General features: G+C 40.2%; 13 protein-coding genes. 11 read left to right on the plus strand and 2 right to left on the minus strand.

From position 1 onward, the window contains the following. The first annotated feature begins 558 nt into the window (after nucleotides 1-558). Entirely contained in the window at nucleotides 559-3,612 is a 3,054-nt protein-coding gene (locus MHO82_RS14630) for a hypothetical protein (protein WP_239184709.1), read from the plus strand. Nucleotides 3,613-3,675: 63 nt separating this feature from the next. Here MHO82_RS14630 and MHO82_RS14635 read toward each other — a convergent pair whose 3' ends face one another. Further along, a complete protein-coding gene (locus MHO82_RS14635) occupies nucleotides 3,676-4,137 on the minus strand; it encodes a hypothetical protein (RefSeq protein WP_239184710.1) in 462 nt (153 codons plus the stop codon). A gap of 483 nt (nucleotides 4,138-4,620) precedes the next feature. Between MHO82_RS14635 and MHO82_RS14640 the strand changes: the two genes are divergently transcribed. From MHO82_RS14640 to MHO82_RS14650, 3 genes are all read left to right on the plus strand, one after another. Continuing rightward, nucleotides 4,621-5,838, plus strand: coding sequence for an acyl-homoserine-lactone synthase (locus tag MHO82_RS14640; RefSeq protein WP_239184711.1), 1,218 nt, complete (start codon nucleotides 4,621-4,623; stop codon nucleotides 5,836-5,838). Nucleotides 5,839-5,953: 115 nt separating this feature from the next. Then, the gene (locus MHO82_RS14645; RefSeq protein WP_239184712.1) at nucleotides 5,954-8,332 is read left to right on the plus strand and encodes a hybrid sensor histidine kinase/response regulator; all 2,379 of its coding nucleotides are present in this window, start codon (nucleotides 5,954-5,956) and stop codon (nucleotides 8,330-8,332) included. Nucleotides 8,333-8,473: 141 nt separating this feature from the next. After that, complete coding sequence (locus MHO82_RS14650) at nucleotides 8,474-8,761, plus strand: hypothetical protein (protein WP_239184713.1); 288 nt, start codon at nucleotides 8,474-8,476, stop codon at nucleotides 8,759-8,761. 91 nt (nucleotides 8,762-8,852) lie between these two features. On the opposite strand, the gene MHO82_RS14655 is transcribed toward MHO82_RS14650, so the two are convergent. Then, nucleotides 8,853-9,773 (minus strand): M14 family metallocarboxypeptidase, encoded by a 921-nt coding sequence (locus MHO82_RS14655; RefSeq protein WP_239184714.1) that lies wholly within the window; start codon nucleotides 9,771-9,773, stop codon nucleotides 8,853-8,855. A 338-nt stretch (nucleotides 9,774-10,111) separates the two neighbouring features. Here MHO82_RS14655 and MHO82_RS14660 point away from each other — a divergent pair, with 338 nt between their 5' ends. The 7 genes from MHO82_RS14660 to MHO82_RS14690 all read left to right on the plus strand — a co-directional run. Continuing rightward, nucleotides 10,112-10,459, plus strand: coding sequence for a hypothetical protein (locus tag MHO82_RS14660; RefSeq protein WP_239184715.1), 348 nt, complete (start codon nucleotides 10,112-10,114; stop codon nucleotides 10,457-10,459). Nucleotides 10,460-10,620: 161 nt separating this feature from the next. Continuing rightward, nucleotides 10,621-11,148 (plus strand): histidine phosphatase family protein, encoded by a 528-nt coding sequence (locus tag MHO82_RS14665; protein WP_239184716.1) that lies wholly within the window; start codon nucleotides 10,621-10,623, stop codon nucleotides 11,146-11,148. A gap of 462 nt (nucleotides 11,149-11,610) precedes the next feature. Then, nucleotides 11,611-13,245, plus strand: coding sequence for a DUF1566 domain-containing protein (locus MHO82_RS14670; protein ID WP_239184717.1), 1,635 nt, complete (start codon nucleotides 11,611-11,613; stop codon nucleotides 13,243-13,245). Beyond that, complete coding sequence (locus MHO82_RS14675) at nucleotides 13,242-15,782, plus strand: cytochrome c peroxidase (RefSeq protein ID WP_239184718.1); 2,541 nt, start codon at nucleotides 13,242-13,244, stop codon at nucleotides 15,780-15,782. Before MHO82_RS14670 ends, MHO82_RS14675 begins: the two co-directional genes overlap by 4 nt. A 281-nt stretch (nucleotides 15,783-16,063) precedes the next feature. After that, complete coding sequence (locus tag MHO82_RS14680; protein ID WP_239184719.1) at nucleotides 16,064-17,005, plus strand: triacylglycerol lipase; 942 nt, start codon at nucleotides 16,064-16,066, stop codon at nucleotides 17,003-17,005. Between the two features lie 10 nt (nucleotides 17,006-17,015). Beyond that, complete coding sequence (locus MHO82_RS14685) at nucleotides 17,016-17,873, plus strand: lipase secretion chaperone (protein ID WP_239184720.1); 858 nt, start codon at nucleotides 17,016-17,018, stop codon at nucleotides 17,871-17,873. 490 nt (nucleotides 17,874-18,363) lie between these two features. After that, nucleotides 18,364-26,391 (plus strand): Ig-like domain-containing protein (locus tag MHO82_RS14690; protein ID WP_239184721.1); only part of this gene is annotated, 8,028 nt, incomplete at its 3' end.

Genomic DNA, 26,391 nt, shown 5'->3' on the forward strand with positions numbered 1-26,391 from the left:
TTGCTCAATAATAAATTTTTACTGTTTTATCTTTCGGGTACACCATTCTTGGTTTTTAAATCTTTATTTCATTAATTATACAGTGTTTTAGTTCTTGATTCTTTTTTATAATTATGATTTTGGATTTAAGTTCTGATAGTCATAAAACTAAGATGTTTGAAGAACTGCGATGGATATCAAATGAATAAGAAACATAATTCACAGTTATTATTTAGTTTGAGAGGTGAGAAAACAGCGTACGAATACTCTTCGATTTTTTGCTCAAAAAGCATAATGTATTAGGCACTTATTTATTGAAGTGTTATTAAAATCGGCTTTGTAATTGATAACTTTGTCTGCGTTTTTAGAGTCGGCAAAGAGAAGGGTTGTTTGTTTTTTGAGCGAATTTAAAAGGGTGAAATATGAAAAATCATGAAGGAATATAGAAATTAATCATAATATGAGTCCAATAAAAAACGCCGTTGAATATTTTGTAAAGTATTTATAGAATCCGACCAAAACTATTATACACCGTATCAAATTACGGTGATTTTTATTGTACAAAAGAGCTTGCTGTTCATGTTTAAAAAAAGTTGTTTGGCCATTCTTGTTGGCGCTTCCGTTATGCTTTCTGGGTGTAATGGCTCTGATGGTGCTGCTATAGAAAGCCCAAAATCCATAAAAATGCAACGTCATCCGTTAACAGCGGAAGACATTTCGGAAACTTATTATGAGTCAAGGCGAATTCAGCCGCGGATTGACTATGCGATGGGGGAAGTGAGTTATCAACTTGCTGATGGATCTCCAACAGATGTGGTTGTGGTGGACTCTAAATCAGGCTCCATGTTGGTTCTTCGTCCTGGCTCTGTAAAAATCAATGTGAGTGATATCAGCACGGTTTATGATGATTCAAGCACTTCTTTTACTGTTACCGTGGAAAAAGGGGTAAATACCGGATTATGGGCACAATCATTAGAAATTCCTGTTAATAGCGACGATGACTTCTTTGTTAAGGCGCGAGGCAATAAAGGCCAGGTTAGCTATCGAGTGGCTGAAGCGAGTTCTCGCTTACTGTCCATTGAGGCAAGCAGCGGTAAGCTAACGCCATTATCAGTCGGAACCGCCACGGTCATTATTGAAGATCTTGGCAATGGAAAATACGAATCAAATACCATTCAAGTCGAAGTGCAGATTAGGGCTGTCGACCCAAGTACTCTTTCTTATTCCAATTTGAGCATACCTTATTCGGAAGGCGTACTTCTTACCCCAGCTCAGTTAAGTGGTAAGGATGGCACGAGCTACCAATATAAGATTGCATCCAACAGCGCGACGGATATCATTTCCATCGATCAAAACAGCGGCCAGATGAAGGTAAACAAAACTGGTACAACAAAGATTGAAGTGACTGCTATGTATGGTGAAAACTTTAACCAGCAGGTGCAAACCGCTTTTTTTGATGTCGTGATTTTACCGGGGGATCGTCAACCGATCAGCAGCGAAAATCAGACCTTTAGCTACAGTGCTGATAAAGTGATTATTCCTCATGTGACTAACAATATGTCAGCGCCGACGTTTGAAGTTTTATCTGGAAATGATGTGATTCAGATTGATTCTGTTTCAGGTTATCCAAAAATAGTCGGAGTTGGACAAGCTGAGATCAAAGTTACGGATAACAAAAACAGTAATTACCCTGAGTCCAGTACCACTTTCCATTATACCGTGACAAAAGCGCCTCACCCTGGGCTGAAAAATAACCTTGTAATTAAACGTGTGTATTCTGATGGCTTAACTGTGCCTTTAACCATTGAAGGGCAGCACGGCACATTGAATATTGTCAGTGATTCAGCGTTGGTGTCGGTTTCTGATCAAACACTCTCAGTTTCAGAAGCAGGGCAAGCAACGCTGACTATTCGAGATTCTGGTGGCGATCATTATCTGACTTCAGAGCCTGTTTCTGTGGTACTGGAAATTTCACGAGCCGTGCACCCAGCTTTATCGGTTAAAGGTTTAACAACCGAGTACACTCAGCAAGGCTGCATTGATGTTTCTAACTATATCAGCGGTAATAAGGGGCAGCTTGTGTTACAGGGTAATTCGAATTCTGGTGTTGTACGATATGAAGCCAGTAGTGGCTGCCTGTCTCTTTTAAAATCGGGCAGCGCCGATCTGACTTTTTATAGTGCACAAAGTAATCGTTATTCACAATCAGAGCCGGTGGTATTGCCTGTTACTGTGAACAAAGCGGGTGTTTCTTTAAAAGTGTCAGGTGATGTGTCAGGCACATACAGTGATGGAGTGTCGTATGTAGCGAGCCCTCAAATCACAGGAGCACGAGGAGAACTGCGTTTTGAAATTGCACCTGGCTCATTAACAGATGTGGTGGAGGTAAACCCTAAAGGTGGGGTGATGAAGGTGCTTAACGCAGGGACTACCCGAATCAACGTGACGGATCAAGGAAGTGATCAATACGAAAGTGAGACGGTATCATTCAACGTGAATGTTTCGCCGACAGATTCACGTTTATCTGCCTCCTACCCGACGACAGAATATCAGGTCGGTGGTGGTATAGCACCGAGCTTTACGCATAAAACCGACGATATGGATTTGAATTTTGAAGTGATTTCAAACGGAATGTCACCAGTGAGATTGCGAAATAGCAAAACGGGTGAAGTTGAAATTCAATCAGGTGGCGAATACAGTGTGAAAGTGACTGCATTGTCGCGTAATTACCATCCGAAAGAGCTAACTATTAAGGGCACTGTTACGCCAGCAGCTCATCCTGGTATAAATACTACTGCTGTGGATCTTTCTTTTTCACCGTTGAAAAAATACACATTACAGCTATCTCAACCACCGATTGGTAAGCGGGTATTTGCGGTAGAGCCTGGATTGGCAAAAGGTATTGTGGAGATCGACCCTAATACTGGTGAGCTAACACTGCTAGATTACACGAGTGACGTAACAAGCTTTGCAATTATTATTAGTGAAAGTGGAGACAGTAACTATCAGCCGTTAGCTTCAACCCGTCAAATTATTAAGGTACATGCGCCAAAAGAAAACGTCTCACACCGTGACGTTAGTCTTGCGCCTACTGGTACGGTTTTTTCTAGTCGTCTGAATGACTATAGTTTTAAAGATTTGAGAGAAACAAGCGTACATTTTTCTGGTGTTAATGTCGTTAAAGCGAGTGATGAGCAGCTAAACAAGTTTGGTCCCGGCGTTAACCTTTTTGTAAAAATGAAACCTGTAGGCGAACCGGATACGTATTTGAACAATAGACCCGTGATGGTGTATGTCCAGCGGTTTGATGGATGCAGCAGCGAATACACTCTCGACACAGTGACTAACGGCACTGCACAAGCAATTAGTATGGAGGGGGCTGCTGTATGCTCACCCTCTGGGTCAAGAACTCAGCGATTCTTAACTTATACCATTGTTGATGACAGTCATTTAACGTCGGGTGAGTGGGAAGCGGTAAAACCATTTGTCGCTTACCGCAGTTCAGAGCGATCGTATGTACCAACAACATTTGGTGGCTGTTATGTAACCTCAAATAGTTCGTGTTTACCTCAACTTGAAGAACCTTCAGCTGTGCATGAATGGAACCGTATTGATTTACGTTTAACCAAATAACACCATTAAAGCTGGTCGATCAAACTCTCTTGTTCGGCCAGCCTTATACCAAAATTTCTCACCCTATTTCTTTTCTGAGTATCGTTCTAAAAAGTGCTCAAGAGGCAGTAAGCCATTAACTCCTTTTCTTTCTCGTTGCCAACAGTGATAAATGGCTGTTTCATGATCCGCAATCAGGCGAAAAATGTCTTTATGTGCTGATGCTTCATCTACCCAAGCTCGATATTTTTTCTCGTAGGGCTCTACCCAGTTAGCTAAGGTGATTGTTAACTTGTCCCAAGGTAGAGTGAGCCATTGTTCTGCCTCATTCTGCCCTTTACGCTCCATCTCAGGATCATGTGATTTGAAGAGGAGCTGGTTTCTGATTAAGTGTTCTTCAAGTAACTGCGCAGTAAGGGTTTCTACTTTTATCAGCGTTTGCCATAAAGTCGGCTTGTGCTCGTTTTTATACAGCTTCAAAAAATGATTAAAAAAAGCAATGCCATACTGTTCACCTTGGTAAGCGGTGTGAATTCGTTTGTTCATAGCTATATCTTCTGTATTTTTGTTATCGTCTAATGATAAGTTTTTGATAAAAAAGCGGTCCAAATGTGTTTAATTAGGTGGCTTTATGAAAGAAATGACCTTGCTATTTAGGCAGTAATATTTTTTGTATAGGGGCTCTCGATAAATAAAACTCAATATTACTAGCGTTTTTAAGTACTTGGTTTAACCAGCATCAATAATATTATCGATATAAGAATTTAATTGATAAAGTTAATATTGTTATTGATAGTATAGTTATTATTTATGGATTGTTATTATTGTTTAAATAATTAATAGATATAAATTTTTCTTTCTGATATGGTCCATTTTCATATGAGATAAGGTTAGTAAATAACTTTGCTATTAACTCGTCATTTATGTTGTATGAAAATTGACCACGCATATTTAACTCGACTTAGTTTGAGTAAATATTAGTGTCATTAGGTCAATTTAATGTAATTAATAGATGTAAGGGATATTATTTTGAGCTATTTGTCGAAATTTATATATATATTGAAACAAGCCTCACGGGAAGAGGTAACAACTGCTCAACATCGAGACTACATATTACAAGTCATATCTGACTATATTACTTCAAGCGGAAATAGTGACCTTTTTTCAGAAATTGTTTTTCTAAGGAAACAACAAATTATACAGGAGTTGCCAACCGATCCTGGAAATCTACATCAGATATTTACCTGCAATGAAGCCAAGCAGGTGTTAGTTACCTCTGAGTTAAGTGGGAAGCCAGCGGAGTTTGGTTATATCGAAAAGCTTGCTGAAGTATATTTTGGCAACATTTTGATGCTTTGGGCAGAATATGAGCGATTCACTATTGTTAGTAAATATTATCTCTCGAAAAAAAGGCATAGCTCACCGATAACAGCGCTTACGTGTGTAAAGAATGAGAGTGCGTATATGTCGGAGGTGGTTGATGAAATTAGAGCAGACCAACGCGTTTTTATGACGCATCATTCAGATATTTTGCTGTGTTTACAAGATGCAATCGTCCTCATTAATTTAGAAGTATTCGTGAAAGAGCAACATTGGTATGAGATGTTATTCTGCTTAGATTTATCCACGCGTGGTAAACATTTTATTTTGTATCATCAACCCAACGAATGTGCTTACCCATATTTAATATCGACCGCTTTAATACAAGGTTGGGACCGACGTCACCGATGGCTGAGTTTTGATGCTTTCTTTCAACATTCAAAATGGCAACTGTGTTTGCCTGAGCACGCCCATAATGTGTTAGGCAGGGCAGATGTTTTTGTTGAAAACTTGGTTTTAAACACTAAAAGTGTGGTGGATTTTGAGAGTAGCCTGAGCCGTCAGTTATTACGTACGGAAGCGGTATGTGAAGTACTGCGACTTACTGTCAGCGGGACTCAGAAGCAGCGTATGTATCATTTGTATCTAGGGCAGAAGATGTTAATGAGAGAGCTGGTGAAACAAGGCTATTCACTGGCTTTTACTATCATAGAACTTCCAGCTATGTTGCATTTTTATCAATCATTGCATTCGGCCGCGTACATGCATAGTAGTTATCAAGACATTAATAAAAATGGCCTTGTGACTTTTAAAGGTTTTTGGTTGCCTGATTTATTAAGCCAACAATTCGAACAGCATACTTTTCGAGATTACAATACAAAAATTATAAAACAGAGAAGAAGGTTAAAGGAGAAAACGGTTGTTTAGCCAGCTTTGTGATTTTATTGCTTATCCGAAAGCGATACTTTTATTAGCAATATTTTTTGCCGTTTTAGCATGGCTGATTTATTTTCTTCGTTCTTTAAAAAGGGAAGGAATCAATGTGTTGCAAAGCATCGATTTCCCGTACGTCTTATACTCCATATGCATTATGGGTTGGATATTGAGTAACGCCTATTTCCAATCGGGCTTATTGGTTTATTTTGGGGAATCGGGCGCCATTGTGATGTCTTTGGTTGCTAATTTAGCCTCGTTTTTTGCTTTTTCTTGTGCTTATCGTTTTTCATGTCGGTTAGCCTCAGCACTACCTAACAATCGGTTAAAAATTTGGCAAAGAGTATTATTAATCGCTCTCAATACTTATGCTTTACTGGTTAACTTAATCCCTGGTTTAACGGTAACAGGCGTAGATATTTATAATCCGAGTGAGTTTGTGATTCACTTTGGTGAATTTAATAATGGGTTTTTCCTGAGTATCGTTGCTTTAGTCTTTTTAACGTTTAAAAACTTTTGGAGTTTGAGGCGAAGTGCTTTAGCGGTAAAAAAACAAAAATCCAATTATATGGTTGCAGGTATTGTGATTTTTATGTCATCCACAGCGGTGGTTCACCTCTTAATCACGTATTTATGGCAAGATTTTTCGTATGTTTGGTTACCCCCAGTACTGTCTATCACAGAGGCGGCCTTAATGGGATATGCGTTGTTGCATACTCGATTTTATAGTTGGAAATACTTAAGTTGCACCTCATTAACTTACATGATGAATAGCTCGATTTACATCGGTTTATTATCTGTACTACTAGGGTTTCAAGATTCCTCGTATTTTATCGCGCTGTTAGTTGCCCTACTTGTTTTAACTGGAGTGACTTGGCATTGGACGCTAGAAAAAATGAAGGTTATTAGTAACTGTGTCTTTTATGGCGAAAAATCAAATCCAGTCGATAATATTTATGGCTTGATTGAGGAGTTTAAGCTTTCGAGTAAAAATGCAACTCAGAAGTTGGCTGATCTATTAAATATTCGTTCAAATGAGCTGTTTTTAGTGCGTCAGAATGCAAGCTACAGTATTTTTATTCCTCATTTAACCAAGAGCAGCTCTGCGTTAGTGAAAGATGAATTAGACTATAAGTTACATTATTCGTATTTGGAATCTGATCCGCAGTTACATGCTGTACAGCAAAAAATGTCTGAAAATAAGACGGCTTTAGTTCTGCCTTTGTTTGATAGTGATTCCATTGTTTCTCATTTGTTGATTGCGTCTCATAAGAAAGATGGGTCCTTGTTCTCAAATGAAGAAATCACCGCATTACAAATTGTACTTAATCAAGTGCAAGTGTATATCGATAGCGAAAAGAAAATTTTGCAATCGCAAGCGTTGGCGAACTCTATTGCCCATGAAATGAGGAACCCTTTGGCTCAAATTCAATACCATTTTGAACGAATTGAATCATTTGTGACGTATGAAAATGATATTCATCACAACCTAGAACGATTACATGAAGAGCTGATGCAGGGTAAACATGCCGTGCATCGTGGGGCACAGTTGATTGATATTATTCTGACCGAAAGTAAAGGCGCTTCCATCAACGAAAAATTGTTCAAATCAGTGTCTATTGCCCATGTAACCCAAAAAGCACTGGACGATTATGGCTATGAATCGAATGAGATCAAAAATCGGATCGAGTTTGATGATAAAGACGACTTTATTGTCCATATTAATGAAGCGCTATACAGCTTTGTATTATTCAATTTATTAAGAAATGCGATTCACTATTTTCAGCAGTGTCCGGAAAGCCGGATCGCTTTAAAATTAGTACGAGGTGAGTCAGAAAACCGTTTAATTTTTAGAGATACCGGACCAGGCATTGAGCCACATGTCTTATTAAATATTTTTGATGAATTTTTTACTTATCAAAAGCATGGTGGTAGTGGTCTGGGCTTAGCGTATTGCTCACGTGTCATGAATTCATTCAAAGGGCAAATCTCTTGTTGTTCTAAATTAGGTGAATTTACTGAATTTCATTTAAGTTTTCCTCGTGTAACACAGCCTATTATTGGTCAACCTGAAGGCATGGCAGAAAGTACAGAAGAGGCGGTGGATAACATCATATTGAATACGACACGCAACAAAAAACGTGTTTTAGTTGTGGATGATAGAAAAGTGCAGCGTTTATTGGCGTTAAGCTATCTAGCAAAAGATAATCTCGATATTGTACAGGCAGAGAATGGACGTGAGGCAGTAGATATTGTTAAGCAACAAATGATTGATCTGATATTTATGGACATTCAAATGCCGGTTATGGATGGCTTTGAAGCAACCAAGCAGATTAAAGCCTTGTCTCCTGATGTGCCGGTGATTGCTTTGTCAGGTGGTGCGGATGAGCATGAAATAGAAGCAATTAAAGAGTTGATGGATGATCACTTAACGAAACCAGTGAAAAAGCAGGAGCTTCGAAGAAAATTATCTACCTGGCTTACTTAAGCTGTGTTTCTTTCTTGTTGTGATACTTATGATGTTATTTTGTTAGGGCTTGTTTGTTTATTGTGATCATTAAGTGTTATTTTCAAGGTTGATGTCTGGTAGTCTAACTTTCTAATAAGCGAATAGACTAGAGGTGGCATCATGACAATTATAGGCGTTGAGATTAAAACTTTGTCCCTTGTGAGAGGCGTAGCACTTGGCTATTCCGTGCTATTTATTATGCTGCTGGGCTTAAGTGTTGAGCATCTTACTCACTCTCCTTTGTATTTAGTGCTGATGATTTCTGCTTTTATGATGGTTTATTTGATGATCCACGGTGTAAATGACCCGATCCAAAATTGGCGTCATACATTGATCTTGCTGGTAGGATCATTAATGGCAGGCGGCTTTTCTTTTTTATTTTTAACGTTAACAGGTCACTTGGTCTAGTGCGTTTTCTTCTTGGCTGGTGGGAGAGGAAAGTGAGATCACAAGAAGGTTGGTAAAGGGGAGACTGCCACCTCAATCGATGGCAGAGTTTCTAGGTATTTTTTAATATGTAGTCAAGAGCACCCACAACCGCAGCGACTTGAGCTCTGTTACACTCTTCTGGTGAGGCCTTAGGGCTGTCAGGGTAAACCTCAGTGGTAGTGACATAGGTTGCGCCTGTAAATCCGCCACATAAACCCAGTGCTTTTTTCGGGTAATTGATCACCCCTTCTTGCGTTACAATGGCACCAATGATTTTTCCTTCTTTATCCGCTGGAGCGATGTGAGTGACTTTTCTCACTGAATCGATAATGGCTTTTTGAAACTCAGGCATTGGGTTTTCTGTATCACCAACCGTATAAAAACCATCTGGAATGCCATCATCAATAAATTCAACTCCATCGCGTGCTGCAAGTGCTGGTCTGAACTCTGAATTATCCGTATCTGTGGTTTCATGGAGATCAATATGCGCCAAAATAGGGGTATTAAGGCCAGCGATAAAGGCCATTAATGAGCTGGATTCTTGCGCAGGACTGTTGGCGTAAAATGAGCGGTTAGGATCAATTGCATTTGGGTTCCATCGGTTGATGGTTTCGTAGCCCCATGGGCTCACACACGGTGCGACGATGATATTAAAGTGATTGAGGTATTTTTCGGCCTCGGTTCGCACAAATTCAATGGCACCATGTACACCGCTGGTTTCATAGCCGTGTACACCACCAGTAATGAGAACTGTGGGTTTATCATGGTTCCAATCAGTACTTTTTAGTGCATAGAGAGGGTACTTGTCTTCATCATATGAAAGTGCGTTGTATTGTATAAGTTCAAATGGTTGTTGTAGCGTTTGGAGCTTGCTGACAACTTCATCTCGGTACGAACGTTTCACTGCAGTTTGTGCAAGCCAAGCTTTTTTCTCTTCGTTTCCCCATTTGTTACCAGGTGTGCCAATAGGGTATGCATGCAAATTATCCATGATATTTCTTATTTCTCTGAGGCTGAAAACATAAAAAGAGCATAAACACAGTGACAGAACAGTGCAATCAGATTAAGTCAAGAATTCAACTATTCTCATTTATTTGGTTGGAATTTTATTATCCATATGAAATTAAAATGGTTATTTCGATTTTCTTATTGATTTAATATGAACTCATAATAATCAAAACATACTATTAAGGTACAATGCTTCATAAATGATTTAAATTAATTATGGATTTAATGAAGTGTTTTAGGTATAAAACCATATTAATTTTGTACACTGTTTATTTGTAGGTTTACGGTGTTCCTTTTTTATAGGTATGATGAATTGTGAAAATGAAATATGTAATACCGAGCATGTTGGCTCTTTTTTCTTTTAGTAACGCGAATGCACATGATACGTGTGACACTTATGCCATGCAGGAGCTAAAGCAAGAAGTACGAGAATTAAGAAAAGACATTGCTCGATTAGAAAAGTTAGTTATTAGATTGTCAAATAACAGGAATGATGGCAAAAGAATAAATGGCGATGCGTGGGGATGTTATTTAAAAGATCTTAACGCGGGCGGGGTTTATGGTACAGGGCGTACTGAAGCAGAAGCAAAAGGAAAGACGTTAGAAAGGTGTGAAAGTAAAGGAGGGATTTGCTGGGAAAGTAACCTTAAATGCTCTTATGATGGTTAGTTATCTCAATGTCCACAGCCCTGTATGGATTTGATTAAAGTAGAAAGAGGCTTACCTAAATAATTGACTTTACTCGTAAAGATCCAGTTTATTGGTAAGCCTTTGTTGTATTGAGAGGAAATATCCTTATTATTCTACTTTTTCAGTGAGTTAAATTCGATATGGAAATTGTTTTTGTTCGCCACGGTACGCCTGATTATCAATTATCCGATGAGCGGAAAATGTGTCAGCTCGAAAAAGATTATGCGCCATTAGAGCGAGCTGGAATTGCTCAGATAATGACCCAATCGCAGAGCGCCATTTTTGATAATGCCGATCTTATGTTGTCCTCTCCCTATACTCGCGCTTTGCAAACGGCTGAAATTATCAATCGAAGATTGCAGTTAGATCTGTTTGTTGAGCATGACTTGAGAGAGTGGAAAGCCGATCGTACAGGAGGTTATATTTCATTAATGGAAAGAGATCGACGATGGGGAGAGTATCGTGCTTTGCTGAAGGAGAGGAAGCCTATGCGTGATAAGCCTTATGAGAGTGTGAATGAATTATCAGCAAGAGTGAAAGCCATTCTTGAACAATATTCCGAAAATAAAAAAATAATTTTAGTCTCTCATTTTAATGTTTTAGAAAGCTTAATTGGGTTTCAGGAAAAAGGCATAAAGTGCGGTGAAGTTGTTACTTTTGATTATTAATCCATTGGTTTATCTTCGATGTAAATTTCTTTATTAATTAAAACAGATTTTTAATACAGCTAGTGTGGTATTTCCTTTCTTCGGATAATGTCAGGGTTACTCCTTTATAATTGACTTACCTCCAGTGGTAGAGCCACATCACAGTAAATAACTGGGAGTGATTTTATAATCTATTTTAATAACATAATGATGATGTCGTTGAAATTAAAAGCACCAAAAGCGATATACTTCTATTAAAAATTAACCCTTCGGTAGCTCTTTTAGTGCTAGTTAGCCACAAGCACAAATTTTAGCCATACCTTTTCAAAATCATATACTGGTCACATACGGTTTAAAGCTCTGTCATTAATCCCTCAAATGTCACTATTTTCCATACAATAGTTTATGTATTGAAAATGATTTGCATTTATATTTTCATGTTTGTAATATTCGCGACCATTTATAATTATGTGATATGTATTGATGAAATATAATAAGTTTGTAGTGTTATATGCTGCAATAGCACTAGTTGGGTGTGATAATGAGTCAAGCTCTGTGCCGACTGCGCCGACGCCACCAGCAAGCCAGGAAGTGACGTTAAAGCAAAGCGACATCACACTAAGAAGTCAAAACGAGCTGAGCTTTACCGCGCCAGGAATTACAGCCAGTAATGCAAGTGAAGTGACAGGTTTAACTAGCAACTTCGGTACGGTGTCTATCGACATGAAGACAGGTGACATTGTATTTCAGTCAATAGTGAACTCTGATGCTTTGCCCGCTAACAATACATCTTCAGAGCTTGTGGCATCTCAGCATGACTATCAATTTGAAGTAAAATATAACGTTGCAAATATTCAGTACACGATTTTAGGTCACGCTTTGCCTCAATACACAAAAGAAAGCGGTGAAATCGTTACTCGATTTTCTAAAGTGGACCAAGACGGTAAGCCCCTTGAGCACAGTGAGCAAGTATTGCCGCTGAAAAAGCAAGACTGGTCCTGTGTCGTCGATAATAAGACCGAATTAACATGGCAAACTCTACAGCCAAGTGGCGATTATGCGTTTGATTCCACCTATTACTGGGGAGATCGAACGATCAACCATCGTGATTATGGTCAGGCTGTATGTGGTTTAGGCACCGATTGCAATACGGATAACTTAATTGCGGCTGCCAATGCCTCTAAGTTGTGTGGTATTTCTGACTGGCGCTTACCGACTAAAAAAGAATGGCAAAGCGTACTTAACTTGAAAATGTTAAGTGATGAACAGCGTATTTCTCCTATTGATAGTTTTTATTTCCCTTATCTTGATGCAAATTATGATGAAGCCTATTGGACAGGCACATTTACTCAATATTCAGAAGGGCATGACAATACAGCAGTCAAAGAAGACTGGCAGGGCTCAAATGAGACGGTTGGCGATGCGTATGTTGCTTGGATGGGAAGTGATTTTGCTAATGAGAAAAATCCACCACGCTCAACTAACGAACCCTGGTTCTCTATGTTAGTTCATGGTCCTGTGATGTTAGATGATGCCCATGACGATACGGTAGCAACTGACGATAGCAAGGAGCTAAAAAGAGAAATTGTAAAATCGGGCGATGAAAATACTCGTTGGCAGCAGCGTTTTGTTAAGCTCGGTAATTCCGCTCAGACTCTCAAAGACCAAACAGTAGCCGATTGGGCTTGTACTGATGAACTCTTATATCGCTCCGTGTTGGAAAATACACGCATTTTTTGGCAACGGATTGATAAGAACACACCATTAATGAGTTATTCACAAGCTGAGCAATACGTGCAAACGATCAACGACCAGTCTTTATGTGGCCGGAATGACTGGCGCTTACCGACGGAAAAAGAGCTGAAAACCCTTTTAGTGGATGACTTTTATTATGACATGGAAGATCTTAGCTACCGTGCTGGTTATGTAAATTCAGTGTTTAATGACACTGTTGTCGAGGACAATAGTTATTATTGGACATCCACCAAATCTGAGACGTTTCCTGAAACGGAGCGTATGGCGGTGGCTTTCCAGTCTGAGTGGGCCGATAGCAGTGCCGAAAACATGGAACGACTTTACCGAGTTCGTTTGATCTCAACATCGAAAATTAAGCTATGAATCAGGTTATAAAATTAGGTGTAGCGTGCTTGGCTGCGTCATTAGTGCTGTGCGGTTGTAATGGCTCTGGGGAGGAAACATCTTCAGTGGTGGAGCCAAGAAATGAGATTGAATTATCACCGAAAGAGCAATTGACTCAGGGAAGCACTTTTACTTTTAAGTACTCTTTGCAAGAAGGGCAGCAGCTTCGAATCGTTGAGCCTCCATCTGTAGGAAATGCGCAGGTGGAAAATAATCTATTTCATTATACTGCACCCAACGATGTCACTGGCTCGGTTACGGTAAAATTGGAATTAGTTACTAGTGACGGTGTAACTAGTATTGCTTGGCTATTGCGTGTTAATGAACCAGATCCACGATTCAAACAGCTAAGTTTACAAGATAGTGCCAATGAAGGGGAGTGGCAATGTATTGAGGATAACCAAACTCATCATGGGATCATGTGGTTATCGTCTATCAAGCCTGCGCAACACACATACGCTTGGGGGGATTGGGAGGCCACTTTACCTGGCTTTGAAGCGATCTGTAATGATTCCTTAGTATCTTGCACCACTGAAAATCTGATCAAGCATGCAAATGATCGTCAATGGTGTGGCAGGAATGACTGGCGTTTACCTTACGCATACGAAATGAAAAATATCACCAGTGAGGCTGACTTTTCATTAGATCAAAATAAGGCTGCTGCCGATCCATTCTTCTTTCCTCATGTTGGTTTTGAATCTTACTGGTTGGTGACAGAAAATACGCTTAATCAAGCGGATAATGTCGCCGATTCTTATAGCTTCGGCCTTCAGCGTGGGCAAGTGATTAGCGAAAATAAGCGTAAGCCGAAATCGGTGATGTTAGTGAGTGGTGACTATCGCGATCCAAGCTTACCGAGTGAGCAAGTTACTCCACCAAGCGAAGAAAAGAGCTTTATTCGATTAAATGAGGCAGGTTTGCCTATTTCACTTGAAAAGCAACAAGATAGCTTCAGTACCACTCCTTGGCGTTGTTTAGATGACATCAGGCCATTGGTTAGAGACAATTTATATCTACGTGATCAACGTTTTTCTTATGTCTATTGGTTAACGCCAGGTGAAAACGACATGAGTAGTAATAACCATACTTTTTCTCTCTCAGGAGAAGGTGCGGGCTCATGTACTCAAGATACTTGCCATTTAGATACGTTTTTATCGCGTGTGAATGAACAAAAATATTGTGGTCGTCAAGACTGGCGTGTGCCTACAAAAGAAGAAATGGATTTACTGCGAAATCAAACCAGTCAAGGAGGAGAGTATGCTTTTTTGTATCCCACTTCCTTTAATTCCCCTGAACAAGGTTTGTATTGGGTAAGTACGTCTCTAGGTTACAATGTCACTTCATTGTCTGGTGAAATAGTTACGAATAAAGAAGATGCGGATAAAGATCAACGAGCAAAAATATTGTTGATCGCGACTGAATTTGAGCCTCGTGCAGAGGAAGATCCTCGCTCACGTGGTAACCACGGTCAGCCTAATTTTGATAAATTAAGAAGTGATTATGGTGTTCAGCCTCATCAATGGCCTGAACCGTATGTGGATGATTTGGCTAATTATCAAGAATTGGGGTTAATGAAAAAGCCTGTTTTTCCTAACCATAATCCTTATTCAAAGCTGAAAGCTGATCTCGGTAAAAAGTTATTCTTTGATCCATTTTTATCAAAAGCGAATGATGTCTCATGTTCGAGCTGTCATGAACCGACAAAAGGTTGGGCGGATGGATTAGAAGTATCGATTGGTCATGCACGTCAAAGAGGAAAGCGTAATGCCCCCACTATCGTAAATAGTGCCTTTTTGCCCCGTTTGTTCTGGGATGGGCGAGCTAATACGCTAGAGCAACAATCATTAATGCCAATTCAAGATCCTTTAGAAATGGCGGAGACTTTGCCTAATTTAGTTTCTCGCTTAAATAAACATAGTGAGTATCCGGCTTTATTTGAAGAAGCCTTTGGCGAATCACCCATTAATGAGTCTCAAGTGGGAATGGCTCTGGCGACATTCCAGCGCACAATCGTCAGTAAACCAAGCCGCTTAGATCTATTTTTAGAGCAAGTGACTGAATCGGGGGATACCAGTGTACTGTCCGATCAAGAACTGTGGGGCTTAGATATATACCGTCGTAATGGTCGTTGTGCTAATTGTCATATGGGGCCAGAGTTAACCAATCATGAGTTTGAAAATGTTGGGTTAACGTATTACAAAGGTTTTTATCAAGATCTAGGTTTGTACAATCTTGATAAACAGCCTTCTAGTGTCGGTAAGTTTAAAACCCCGAGTTTGCGTGATGTCATGAATACGGGCCCTTGGTTCCATAACGGCTTAGTTTCAACAATGGACGGGGTGATTTCCATGTATTCAGAGGGAATGGCCAGTAATGCCCCTTTTGGCTGGGATAAATACGATCCAAATTATCCTCAACTGTCAGAAAAAATTAGGCCGCTCAACCTCACGTATTATGAAGCTGAAGCGTTAAAGGCATTCATGAATGTTGTCACCGCTGAGAGTCCTTCGATTTAAATTAGAGGAGTAATAATAACCTTTGAGTAGGGCTGTGAAAGACAGCCCTATTTCAAACCGATAATTGTACCCATTCTACCGATTGGTTTAAATGCACTCAATTTGAGTGCAAATAAGTCTGTTTGAGTAACTTTTTTGAACGATAAATAGTCGAAAAACTTGTTGTTTTTCGACCTTCGATCACACAATAAACTATTTTTCACATCTTCACTTACGCAAAGTTCATTATTCATATCTATATTTCCTGAACTCATCCGAGGTCTTACAAGGGAAGTAACAAATTGAAAAGATTACTCATTTATATTGCTCTTTCGCTTCTGTCATTGTCGTCATGGGCAGGAAATATCACACAAACGAACGTAAATAGCACAGGGTATACGCAAACGAAGTACCCAATTGTACTTGTTCACGGCTTGTTTGGTTTCGATACGTTAGCCGGTGTTGACTATTTTTATGGCATACCTCAATCACTAACGCAAAGTGGTGCCAAAGTCTATGTGGCACAAGTGTCGGCGGCGAACAGCACCGAGCTAAGAGGGGAGCAGTTACTGGTACAAGTGGAAAATGTACTGGCTGTGACAGGTGCAGAAAAAGTGAACCTCATTGGTCATAGTCATGGAGGCCCGACCGCAAGGTATGTTGCCTCTGTTGCTCCACAGTTGGTGGCATCGGTCACAAGCATTGGCGGCGTGAATAAGGGCTCGGCAGTGGCTGATCTTGCGCGTGGTACAGTACCGGAAGGTTCGATTTCTGAAGCAATCGCGGTGAAGCTAGCAGAGGGGCTAACCTTATTGATTGGCTTACTTTCTGGTGGAATGGATCTTGAACAAGACGTGTTAGCCTCTCTTGATGCATTAACCACAGAGGGATCACTCAATTTTAATACCCATTATCCTGAAGCAGTACCGACAACGGCCTGCGGAGACGGTGAATGGCAAGTAAATGGCGTGCACTATTACTCATGGACAGGAACGTCAACCTTTACCAATCTGCTCGATCCGATTGACGGTGCTATGGTGCTATTGGGGTTGGCTTTTGATGAGCCGAACGATGGTTTAGTTGGTCAATGCAGCACTCATTTAGGCAAGGTTATTCGAGACGATTATAAAATGAATCATCTGGATGAAATAAATGGCATGTTAGGTATCCACCATTTATTTGAAACGGATCCGGTGACGTTATATCGACAACATGCCAACCGATTGAAACTACAAGGCTTATAAGGAGCGCTACATGAAAAAGTCCGTACTCATTTTTTTATTTTTCATCGCCTCGGGGAGTATGAGTGCGGTCTTTTTCTATCACAGTAGTGATACAGAAGATAAATCAATAGAAGTGGCACAATCGCAACAAGACACGGAAGTCGACAGGCAATCACCAAAAGCACTGCTGGAATATTTCATGTCAGGTGTCGGGGAAGTGAGCTTATTGGATATTGAAAAACAGATCAGCTCACAAGATCATGAGGTGAATGGTATTGCGGTAGATAAAGCGTTATTTGACCAATACGTGTTATATAAAAAAGCCATGATGGCCTTAGAAAATACCGATGGGCCTTCGCTGTCATTAACGGCACTTGAGGGGTTACATCATCAAATTTTAGCTCTTCAAGCTGAATTTTTCACTTTCGAGCAGCAGTTATTATTGTTTGAAAAAGAAAACCAACTGCGTCAATTAGCATTGGTAAAGCTACAATTAACGCAAAATAGTTCGAGTAATGATGACTTCGAACATCAATGGGAGCAAGAATTGTCTAATATGCCTGCTTATATACAAGAAAGTTTTGAAAACGCAGAATTACTGACGAAATTAGCTCAAACAGACCAACTTTCGGAGCAAGAGAAACAATTAAAGCGTGAGGCACTGGTGGGAGCGGAAGCCAGTGAACGCTTAGCGACCTTAGAGCAACAACGAGCACGTTTTCAATCCCAACTTGATGAGTATTTCTCAATACGAAGCACCATTCTAGAGGATTCAACATTATCGGAGGAAGGAAAGAAAAATGCGATTCTCTTATTACAAGGGGATCTTTTTTCTACAGAACAGCTAAAGCGTATTGCGGCCTTAGAACGAATGCATGATAGACAATGATCTGATATATAAAGAAAATAAATATTCTTTGTTATAGCGCTAGTCTTAATAAGTAAAGCGTAGATAATTTATGAGAGATCTGTTGAGCGTAGTGAAATTATAAATTACACTTTGCATATACTCACATTTTCTGTGCTTTACTGTTATTTTTCATTTAAATGCTGAAATAAATACGATAGATTTTCGTGATTGTTTTTCTTTTTGTTGGCAGAATTTATATAAAAATCTAACGTGATTAATGTCACATATTTTGCTATTTTTTTGCTGAAAATGGACAAAAAATCACTCATTTTCTGACAAAACCTTCCCCTAAATTTCATTATCTCTATCCAATAAAGTAAAAAGAACATACAACCCGTCGAAATGAATGTTTACTGAAGGTATTCGTAGGCTATGTGCAGGTATCTGCCTTTTTTATGCATCGTTGAGATTTGAAAGTGTAAAAATATAATCGTCAGTTAACTCTGTCTCTTATACTGTATTGGCGATTATGCTTACCGAAAAATTTAAACGAATATTTCTCGTATTCTTCTTCTTATCGTTCGTTGCATCATGCAATAGCGGTGGAGAAGGAGGTAGTAGTGCTCCGAGCGAACGTAAACAAGGTACGATTTCTGGGGTCGTATTTGATGCCGCTATTTCTAATGCGCTTGTTAGAGTGTACGAGTTTAAGGATGGCAAAGTCGGTAAGTTGCTTGGTTCAACCAACAGTAAGCCTGATGGCTCATACAGTATTAATGTGATTTCTGGCCCTATGCCTCTTTATGTGGTGGCAGAAGGGGGCGCATATAATGATCCGTATACCAACGAAAAAGTAACCGCGGGTACGGTTGGCCCATTGCGATTGATTTCTTATGTTAACTATAAAGAAGGCGAAAATCGCAAACTCATGTTAACACCGCTGAGCAACATGGCTGCGGGGTTAAGTGAATATCACATTCAATGGAAAGGGAAGAACCCGGTATCCGCCATTGATGATTCATACGCCGAAATCGATGCGCTTTATGGTTTTGATGTCACCAGGATTGCGCCTATTGATTTAAAAATAGACGGTAAAAGCTCGGTTGCGACACTAGGGCATGAATATGGTGCTTTATTGATGGCTTATTCGTCTTATGCGTATGAGCAATCTCAACTATACCCGTCTGCATCGAGCGATGAAGAAACGGTTAAGCATTATACATCTTATAATTTGGCAGACATTCAGTACCGTGACATTAAAGCGAACGGTTTATTAAATGGACACGAGTTAGATACCATTGATAATACGCTAAAAGAGATCTCGTTTGGTAAAGCCAAAGTGACTGAAGCGGTATACACTAATAACTTATCGCAGCATATACTTAGAGTTGTTAATGATAAAAATATCAATCAAACGGGCACGCCGGCATCTGATTATCAAGAGCAAGCCAATAAGTTAAATGCAAGTGACAGTGAATTATTCCCTCCTCGCGAAGAGATCCCACCAATTGACAAAAATGCGCCGACAGTTGTAAGGCAAGGAAGCGAAGTTCTTGCCGCGACAGATACCGTTACTCTGACCGTCAGTGATTACATTGGTGTTGCAGAAGTGTCCGTTGCTCTACAGTATAAGGCAGAAGGGGTAGATTGGACGGAAGTTGCAGTATGTAAACCGGGCGACGTTAATTCATATTGTAGCGCTCAAAATAGCGAAATCGATGTGGGTAAACTGGAAATTTCGTACCCAGTTTCCGTGAACACCTTATTACTGGATCGTGAGTTTTCTGCCACAGAAGCAAGACTCTCGGTTTATACAAAAGACACGCTAGGAAATGATAATGGTACTGCTCTGCAGAATATTGTGTTTGAATGGGACAATGAAGCGCCAGTCATTACTTTTGATGCAATTGCATCTCCAAAGACGTTTAACCCGAATAACAGCAGTGTGTATACCCTAAAAGGGACGATTAAAGATGTTCAGACAGGCATCAAATCACACACATTAGAGTATACCTCTAGCGCAGCAAAGGAGCTTGAGTGTCATCTAATCAGTGATCCAAGTGGCAGCGCAACAACTTGTGAATTTAGTGAAGAAATCCTGAGCAAAGTATTTATTGATAATAAAGGCGTGACGGTGTTCACTGTTACCGCTATCGATAACAATGGCAATGAGACAAAAGCCACCCATCAGGTTGATTCAGATACAACGCCACCTGAGCAATCTATCTCTTTTCCGCCGAACAACATGAGCTTTACCATTGATGGCACTGAAAGTGCAGAAAGATACATTAGTTCGTCTTTTTCCGATTTAGATGCTGATAAGTATTTAAACGTGAACTATGCGTACGCAAAAGATGGCTTGAAAGGCGTACATGAGCATATTGACTTCAAGAACTTCACTCCTGCGGTTTTAGATACTAACCTAATTCCTTATATTCGTGTCACAGTGAAAGATGGTGATGCGATAAATAGTGCGATCAGTACATCGGCTGAAAAACTTACCCTGTTTGTTCGATACGAAGCGACGGAAAAAGGGAGCAGCAATCCCTCTATCACAAATACTATTTCTAGCAATGCAATAGATTCATTCATACCTCATGAAACCGTTAATTTTACTGATGGGCGTGCTAGCCACGTGGTTTATTACATTCCTTTTACCAAAGAAATATTGGGTGAAGAGTATCGAGACATCACGGAAGAGTACACTCAAAAGCTCACTATCTGGACGAAAGATGAGTCCGGAAATCCGACGGAAGTGCCTTACGAGACGAGCTTTAAATCTTCGTTCAACTTACCAGCCATCACGGTCACGACTCCCTTCATCGATGCAAAAGCCACCTTCTATATCTTTGATCATGCTGGGCGTTTGCAACAGATAGAATCTTGCACAACGAAACAAACTGCATCGACTACCAAGCCAGAAACTTTAGCCAAAGATGTGGCCAGTTGTTCTTATAACTCACAGTACGTTGGTCAAGTATTAAAAGTTGTGCTGTCGAGTACTGAAGGTACCCATTACTACCAATGGGAAGACAGTAATGAGCGTCGTACAAGTGTAGATCTTGGCCCAGAGCAGGCCATTGCGGGCTATTTTTATGTGGAAGATGATAAAAAAATCTACTTAACTGAACTGTCTGTGTACCAAAGTGGCTTTTTTGATTGGTATGTAGAGCAACAAGGTGGTGAAAAAACGCCAAGCATGCTCAAAGCGACACTCGATGATGTGAATGCATTATTTAAAGGAACGCAGGATGTGTTTTTTGGTTTTAATCCCGTTGAAACCGCTTATGCAACAAATGATGATTTAAAAGGTACTATTCCTTCCCCGCCTGATAATAAATACCAGCATCGCTTTTTGGTTGAATCCATCAATAAAATGGCAGGAAAGCATGAGCTATTAAACAGTGTGCATTTTGCAAAAGCCTTTTATGATGACTTTAGTTTCGATGGAAAACCAAACGGCACTGGTGCTAATGGCAGCATTATTTTAGACACTTATGAGCTGTCTCCTGAAACTTATCGTTCAGATTTGGCTGAGTATTATTTTGAACTTTTAACTGAAGATTCTCGCTTCTCTTCGGTTTCGCCTTCTATTGCGATGGCTTACGCTAATTTGATCTCAAAAGCGAACCCAACCCTAGGTGAAGACAAGCTGTTTGATAAGCCAGGAGAATCAATCGATAAAAAAGCACCAGATGTTTCATCATTAGTGGAAGGAAGCAATTATTATTTTGATGGTAAAAATCACTTTATTCGTGATCTGATTCATTTTCAGGTTGATGTGACCGATCCATCTGGCTTTGATGATCGTCTGCCACTCATGGAGTTATTCTGGTCTGATGCCATTGATAAAGATGGCGATCAAGTAGGACGAGTTGCCGATTTAGTAACACAAGATATTACGGCATATCATAAAAAATACGATTTCGATTTTTACTCGGCAGAGTATGTAGATAAAAATATTCAGCGTGTGGATTTAGCGGTTAGTGCATCCGATGCACATGGTAACAGCTGGGGCTTTGATAAAGAAAAACACTATACGACTTATCTAGTGGATAATGAGCCTCCTTTCTATGAGTATTTTCCACCACTACCAGCGGAATTGCCACCTGAGACCTATTTAAACCTAAATAGTAGCCATCGTTTAACGTTCAAGATCACCGATGTGGTTGGTGAAAATACCGATAAGCGTAAACTTGTTTTTAAACAAAATGGTCTACAAGATGTTGCGTTAACAAAAGAAGATTTTGTTCGCGATGTAAACGGCACTGCGGAGCTTATTTTATGTAATAAGGCCACTTGTGGCGATATGGAAGATCCGTATCAAGAACTTGCCGATGGTCAGTGGAAGCTTTATGTAGAAGCCGAAGACATACTGGGTAATAAAATTTCCATAAGCGATTCTAAGGCTCAAAAATTTGACATTAATGTTGATTCGAGCGCACCTCCATTTACCAGCCCAGAAGTGGTTCCTGTATTTGGTGGAAATTATCTGTGGCCGGTCAGTGCAGCGGTTTCAAACGGAAAACACAGCATCATTGATGACGTCAAAATTAAAATTGTTACGCCACGAGGCACTTATCAAGTTTGTCACCAAGAGCTGACGGATGAGTGTAATACGGATGCCGCACCAGCTTATTTGATTGATAATAAAGTTAATACCAAGGTACAGCTGATTTCCGGTGAGCTAGAGGCAGATGTGGAGTACCGATTTGATATTGAAGTACTTAATTCAGCTTACCCACAGCAAATGAGCGCAGGGCAATATAAATTTAAGGTTGATAATAAAGGTCCTAAGATCGAGACTCCTACCATTGTAGGTGGAAAAAGCCTAGTTGGCAGAAGCTTTGCTTTAAATGTCTCGAATATCACCGATCAATCCGATGTTGAGTCGGTTAAGGTACTTTGGCTTAAACCAAATTCGGATCCTGTCGATATTTTTAGTATGTCGGCCCCTGAAAATACTGAAAATCTTACTATTTTATTAAAAGAAGAACATACCGATAAAATTGAATTTGTTGATGATAACATCAATACCGAACTGGCCATTCAAGCCACCGATGAGCACGACTTTGTCGGTAGAAGTAACAGCGTGACGGTTAAGCTAGATAAAGAAGGACCATCACTAAGCCTAGATGGTTTTGATAAAAATGCGTTTTACGAAAAAGGGTATGATTTTACTTTAATTGCCAGTGATTTGGTTGAAGACTCTTCTAAGCCACCAAGTGAAGGGGTGGACAAATCGAGCTTGAGATACTGGACGTATGTTGATAGCCGTGATCCAAATGATGCGGGTCAGGCACCGAAAGGAGATAACAACAACCTGCTGGAAACTCACAGCGATTCGAACTTTAAAATAGAAGTGTACGCGAAAGACGTTCGAAATAACCCGAACACTGAAATATTCGACGTTAAAGTGGATGTAAAGGAGCCGAATGCAGAGTTAATCGTATCATATGAAAATGGTGCCCCGTTGTCAGACAATAACACCGTTACACTGCCACATAACATCAAGCTGGTACTGAAAGCGTCTGATGAGGTGAGTGGCGTTGATCCTAATTCAATCAAAGGCACCATTACATTAAAAGGCAGTAATACCCCGATTGAGATCAGAAACTTCATTAATAATCAGGATGGTACTTGGTATACCATTTTAGGAAGTGAATATATTCAAACCGATGGCACTTACACGGTTTCCGTCAGTGTATCTGATAATACAAAACGTCAGAATGAAGCGTTAGGTTTAACAACAACGCGTCCTCTTACTCTGTATGTTCAAAGAAACGGTTATTATTTGGATGTGCTGACACCAGAAGATTTTCCAAACCACGTATCAGGCAAAGACTTGAAGGTAGAGTTCAAGGTTAGTAATGAAAACGTGTCAGCACGAATGAGCCGACTGGAATGCTGGCTGGCAGATGGCTTTACTGGTGATGGTGTACCGCCAGATGATCTTGAGAACAGCTATAAAGTGACCATCGAAAACCCGCAAGATGACCCATATTCCTGTTCGTTCATGGATATTCCGCATAATCTTCTTCAAAGTCCTGCGCTGGTAACAAGAACGACCATTGAAAATAACGGCGCTGAAGTTGTGCAACGTCGTCATCTTCACAAAGTCGATGTAACGCCGCCGACTATTGAAAATAAGGATGCTTTCCTACTTACACCAAAGAATGTTTTCTACGAAAAAGGTGACAATGGAAGCCGTACAAAAAAGCTTATGCTAGCAATTAAACTTGTTGATAAGGAAACCAAAATCGACATTAAAGATGAAAAATTGCTCAGATTGGTTAATAAAAATCAGCAAAAATTTGAAAAACAGAGCTCTAATGGTGATATCTACAACTTTGCTGAGGATTATTATGATCTCATCGATCGTACCGCCCAAACAAATACGCTGAGGCTGGAAGGGGTGACGGATCAGGCAGGTAACCAAATCACTCAAGAAAATGAAGTTATTACTCTAAACAAGCCAAAAGCTGATATTCCAGTGAAGATTTTAGAGCCTGATAGCTCCTTTATTAAAGGGGATGAAATTAAGTTCGGCTTTACAGTTACTTGGCCTCAAAACTCAAGTATTCACGATATTACGGTAACGGTTGCCGGTGTAGATTACACCCAAAGCACAGATGACAATAATAAGCCAAAATTTGTGAATAACGGTACTTCTTGTCTTGAAGACCCAGCAAGTGCTGTCTCTCAAAGCGATGGTTCTCGAACAGAGTGCTGGGCATTTAGCTCATCACTTAATTTGCCTGACAATACACGTACAGTAAAAATTGCATTGAACGCCATGGATATTTGGGATAACCGTAACACTCAAGAGGAAACTTTAACCTTGAATGTGGACGCCAAAGAGCCGGATATTGGTGATACCTACACGCTGAGTCGTGATGGCGATAATCTGAAAACTACTTTCTCTATTAATGATAACGACAGTGGTTTAGCTAAGATCACTTATGTTGTAACAGGCTTAGGTGAACCTATTAAATTCGAATGGGAGAGCCCTGGAAACAGCCCTTATAATCAAATTGATATCCCTATGTCGAGGCTGTCAAGCGCGAATTCTTTCACGGTGGACATTAGAGCATCAGATAACGTAGGCAATGAAGCAGAGAGTCAAACCCCGATTACGGTGGATATCACAAGACCTGTGATCACCGCTGACTTTGACGGCGTGACATCAGATACAACCAATGGCTTTGTGTTATTTACTAAATCTGATCAAGCTTTCAGGTTAACAACAGAACGAAATACAAAGGGAAGCGTGTGGGCGGAGTCTTATCGACTGTTGTTAGAGCACAAAGATAATGCGGCTCTAAATGTTGAAATATCAGGGGATTTCAATGAACAGGGTACTATTGCGGAGAATGTCTTTAATACTAATTCACAACCCGTTACTGAATACGAATATCAATTAAAATTGATTGTGACCGACAGTATTGGTCGTGAAATCCCTGAGTTTAAGTTTGGGTCTAAAAATGTTACCGACCGCGGCCTTAAAGCTTTATTTGATTACAACAAACCTGTAATTAATGGCGTTTCTATTGAGCAACCAACAATGGTTCCGGACAACGGTGGCTACTACCCTGTAACGGTAAAAGCCACTATTACGGACCCAAACTTAGACGATAACAAAATAGCAGCTGTTCTGAAAAAGGCTGGAGACACGTTTACCTCTAAAACTGTTGCACGCCCAGGGGGAGAGTTTGAATTCAACTTCGTAGTGCCACCAGCTAATGACTATACGTTAGAGATCAAAGCACAAGATCTTGCTGAGCAAGAAGAAGTACATACAGAAATAAATGTGGAGATCAAAGCTGCCGACGTACCAACACTAACCATTACCCGAGCGGATGATCCAGCCGATTCTCCAATTGGTGGTGATCAAACTACGAAGTTAACTTTCAAGTTCTCGGAAGATGTGCAGAACTTTGATCAAACAGATGTGCAGTGTAAGTTCGCAGACAGCAGTAATAGCTGTGGAGTGATCACTGACTGGGATGAGGTAAGTGCACAACAATGGACAGCAACGTATACGTCTCCTGTTGATAAAGACGGAACGGAAACCATTACAGTGTCAGGTGACAGCTATCAAAGCCTCAACACGATCCCTGGAGCTGCGGATTCGACTTTAGACATTCCGGTAGTGGGGACTAAGCCAGTAGTTGCCAATGTTACCTTTGATCCAACATTTGGAGATCAAGGCACAGTTGCCACTGTTAAAGTCAAGTTTGATGGTAACGGCGCCGACAGAGCAGTTAAAGGTGTTGTCGCTACATTAGGAGGAGCAGCAGTCACTTGGAACAATGATCCATCTTTAGCGGCCATTGAATGGGAAGGCACTGTTACGGTTCCTGCTACCGTTGCAGATCACCAAACACTACCGTTAGTTGTTGCTGCGGACTTTACAGATATTTATGGCAACAAAGGTGCTGAAGATAGCACTCACGGACTGCCATTGACGCCAACCTTGTCTCTGGACAAGGTATCCGGTGACGACGTGGTGAATGGCATCGAAAAAAGTGCGGTAGTGATAAGTGGTGGCAGCACA

This window comes from Vibrio sp. Of7-15 (genome assembly GCF_022347565.1).
Taxonomy (GTDB): domain Bacteria; phylum Pseudomonadota; class Gammaproteobacteria; order Enterobacterales; family Vibrionaceae; genus NORP241.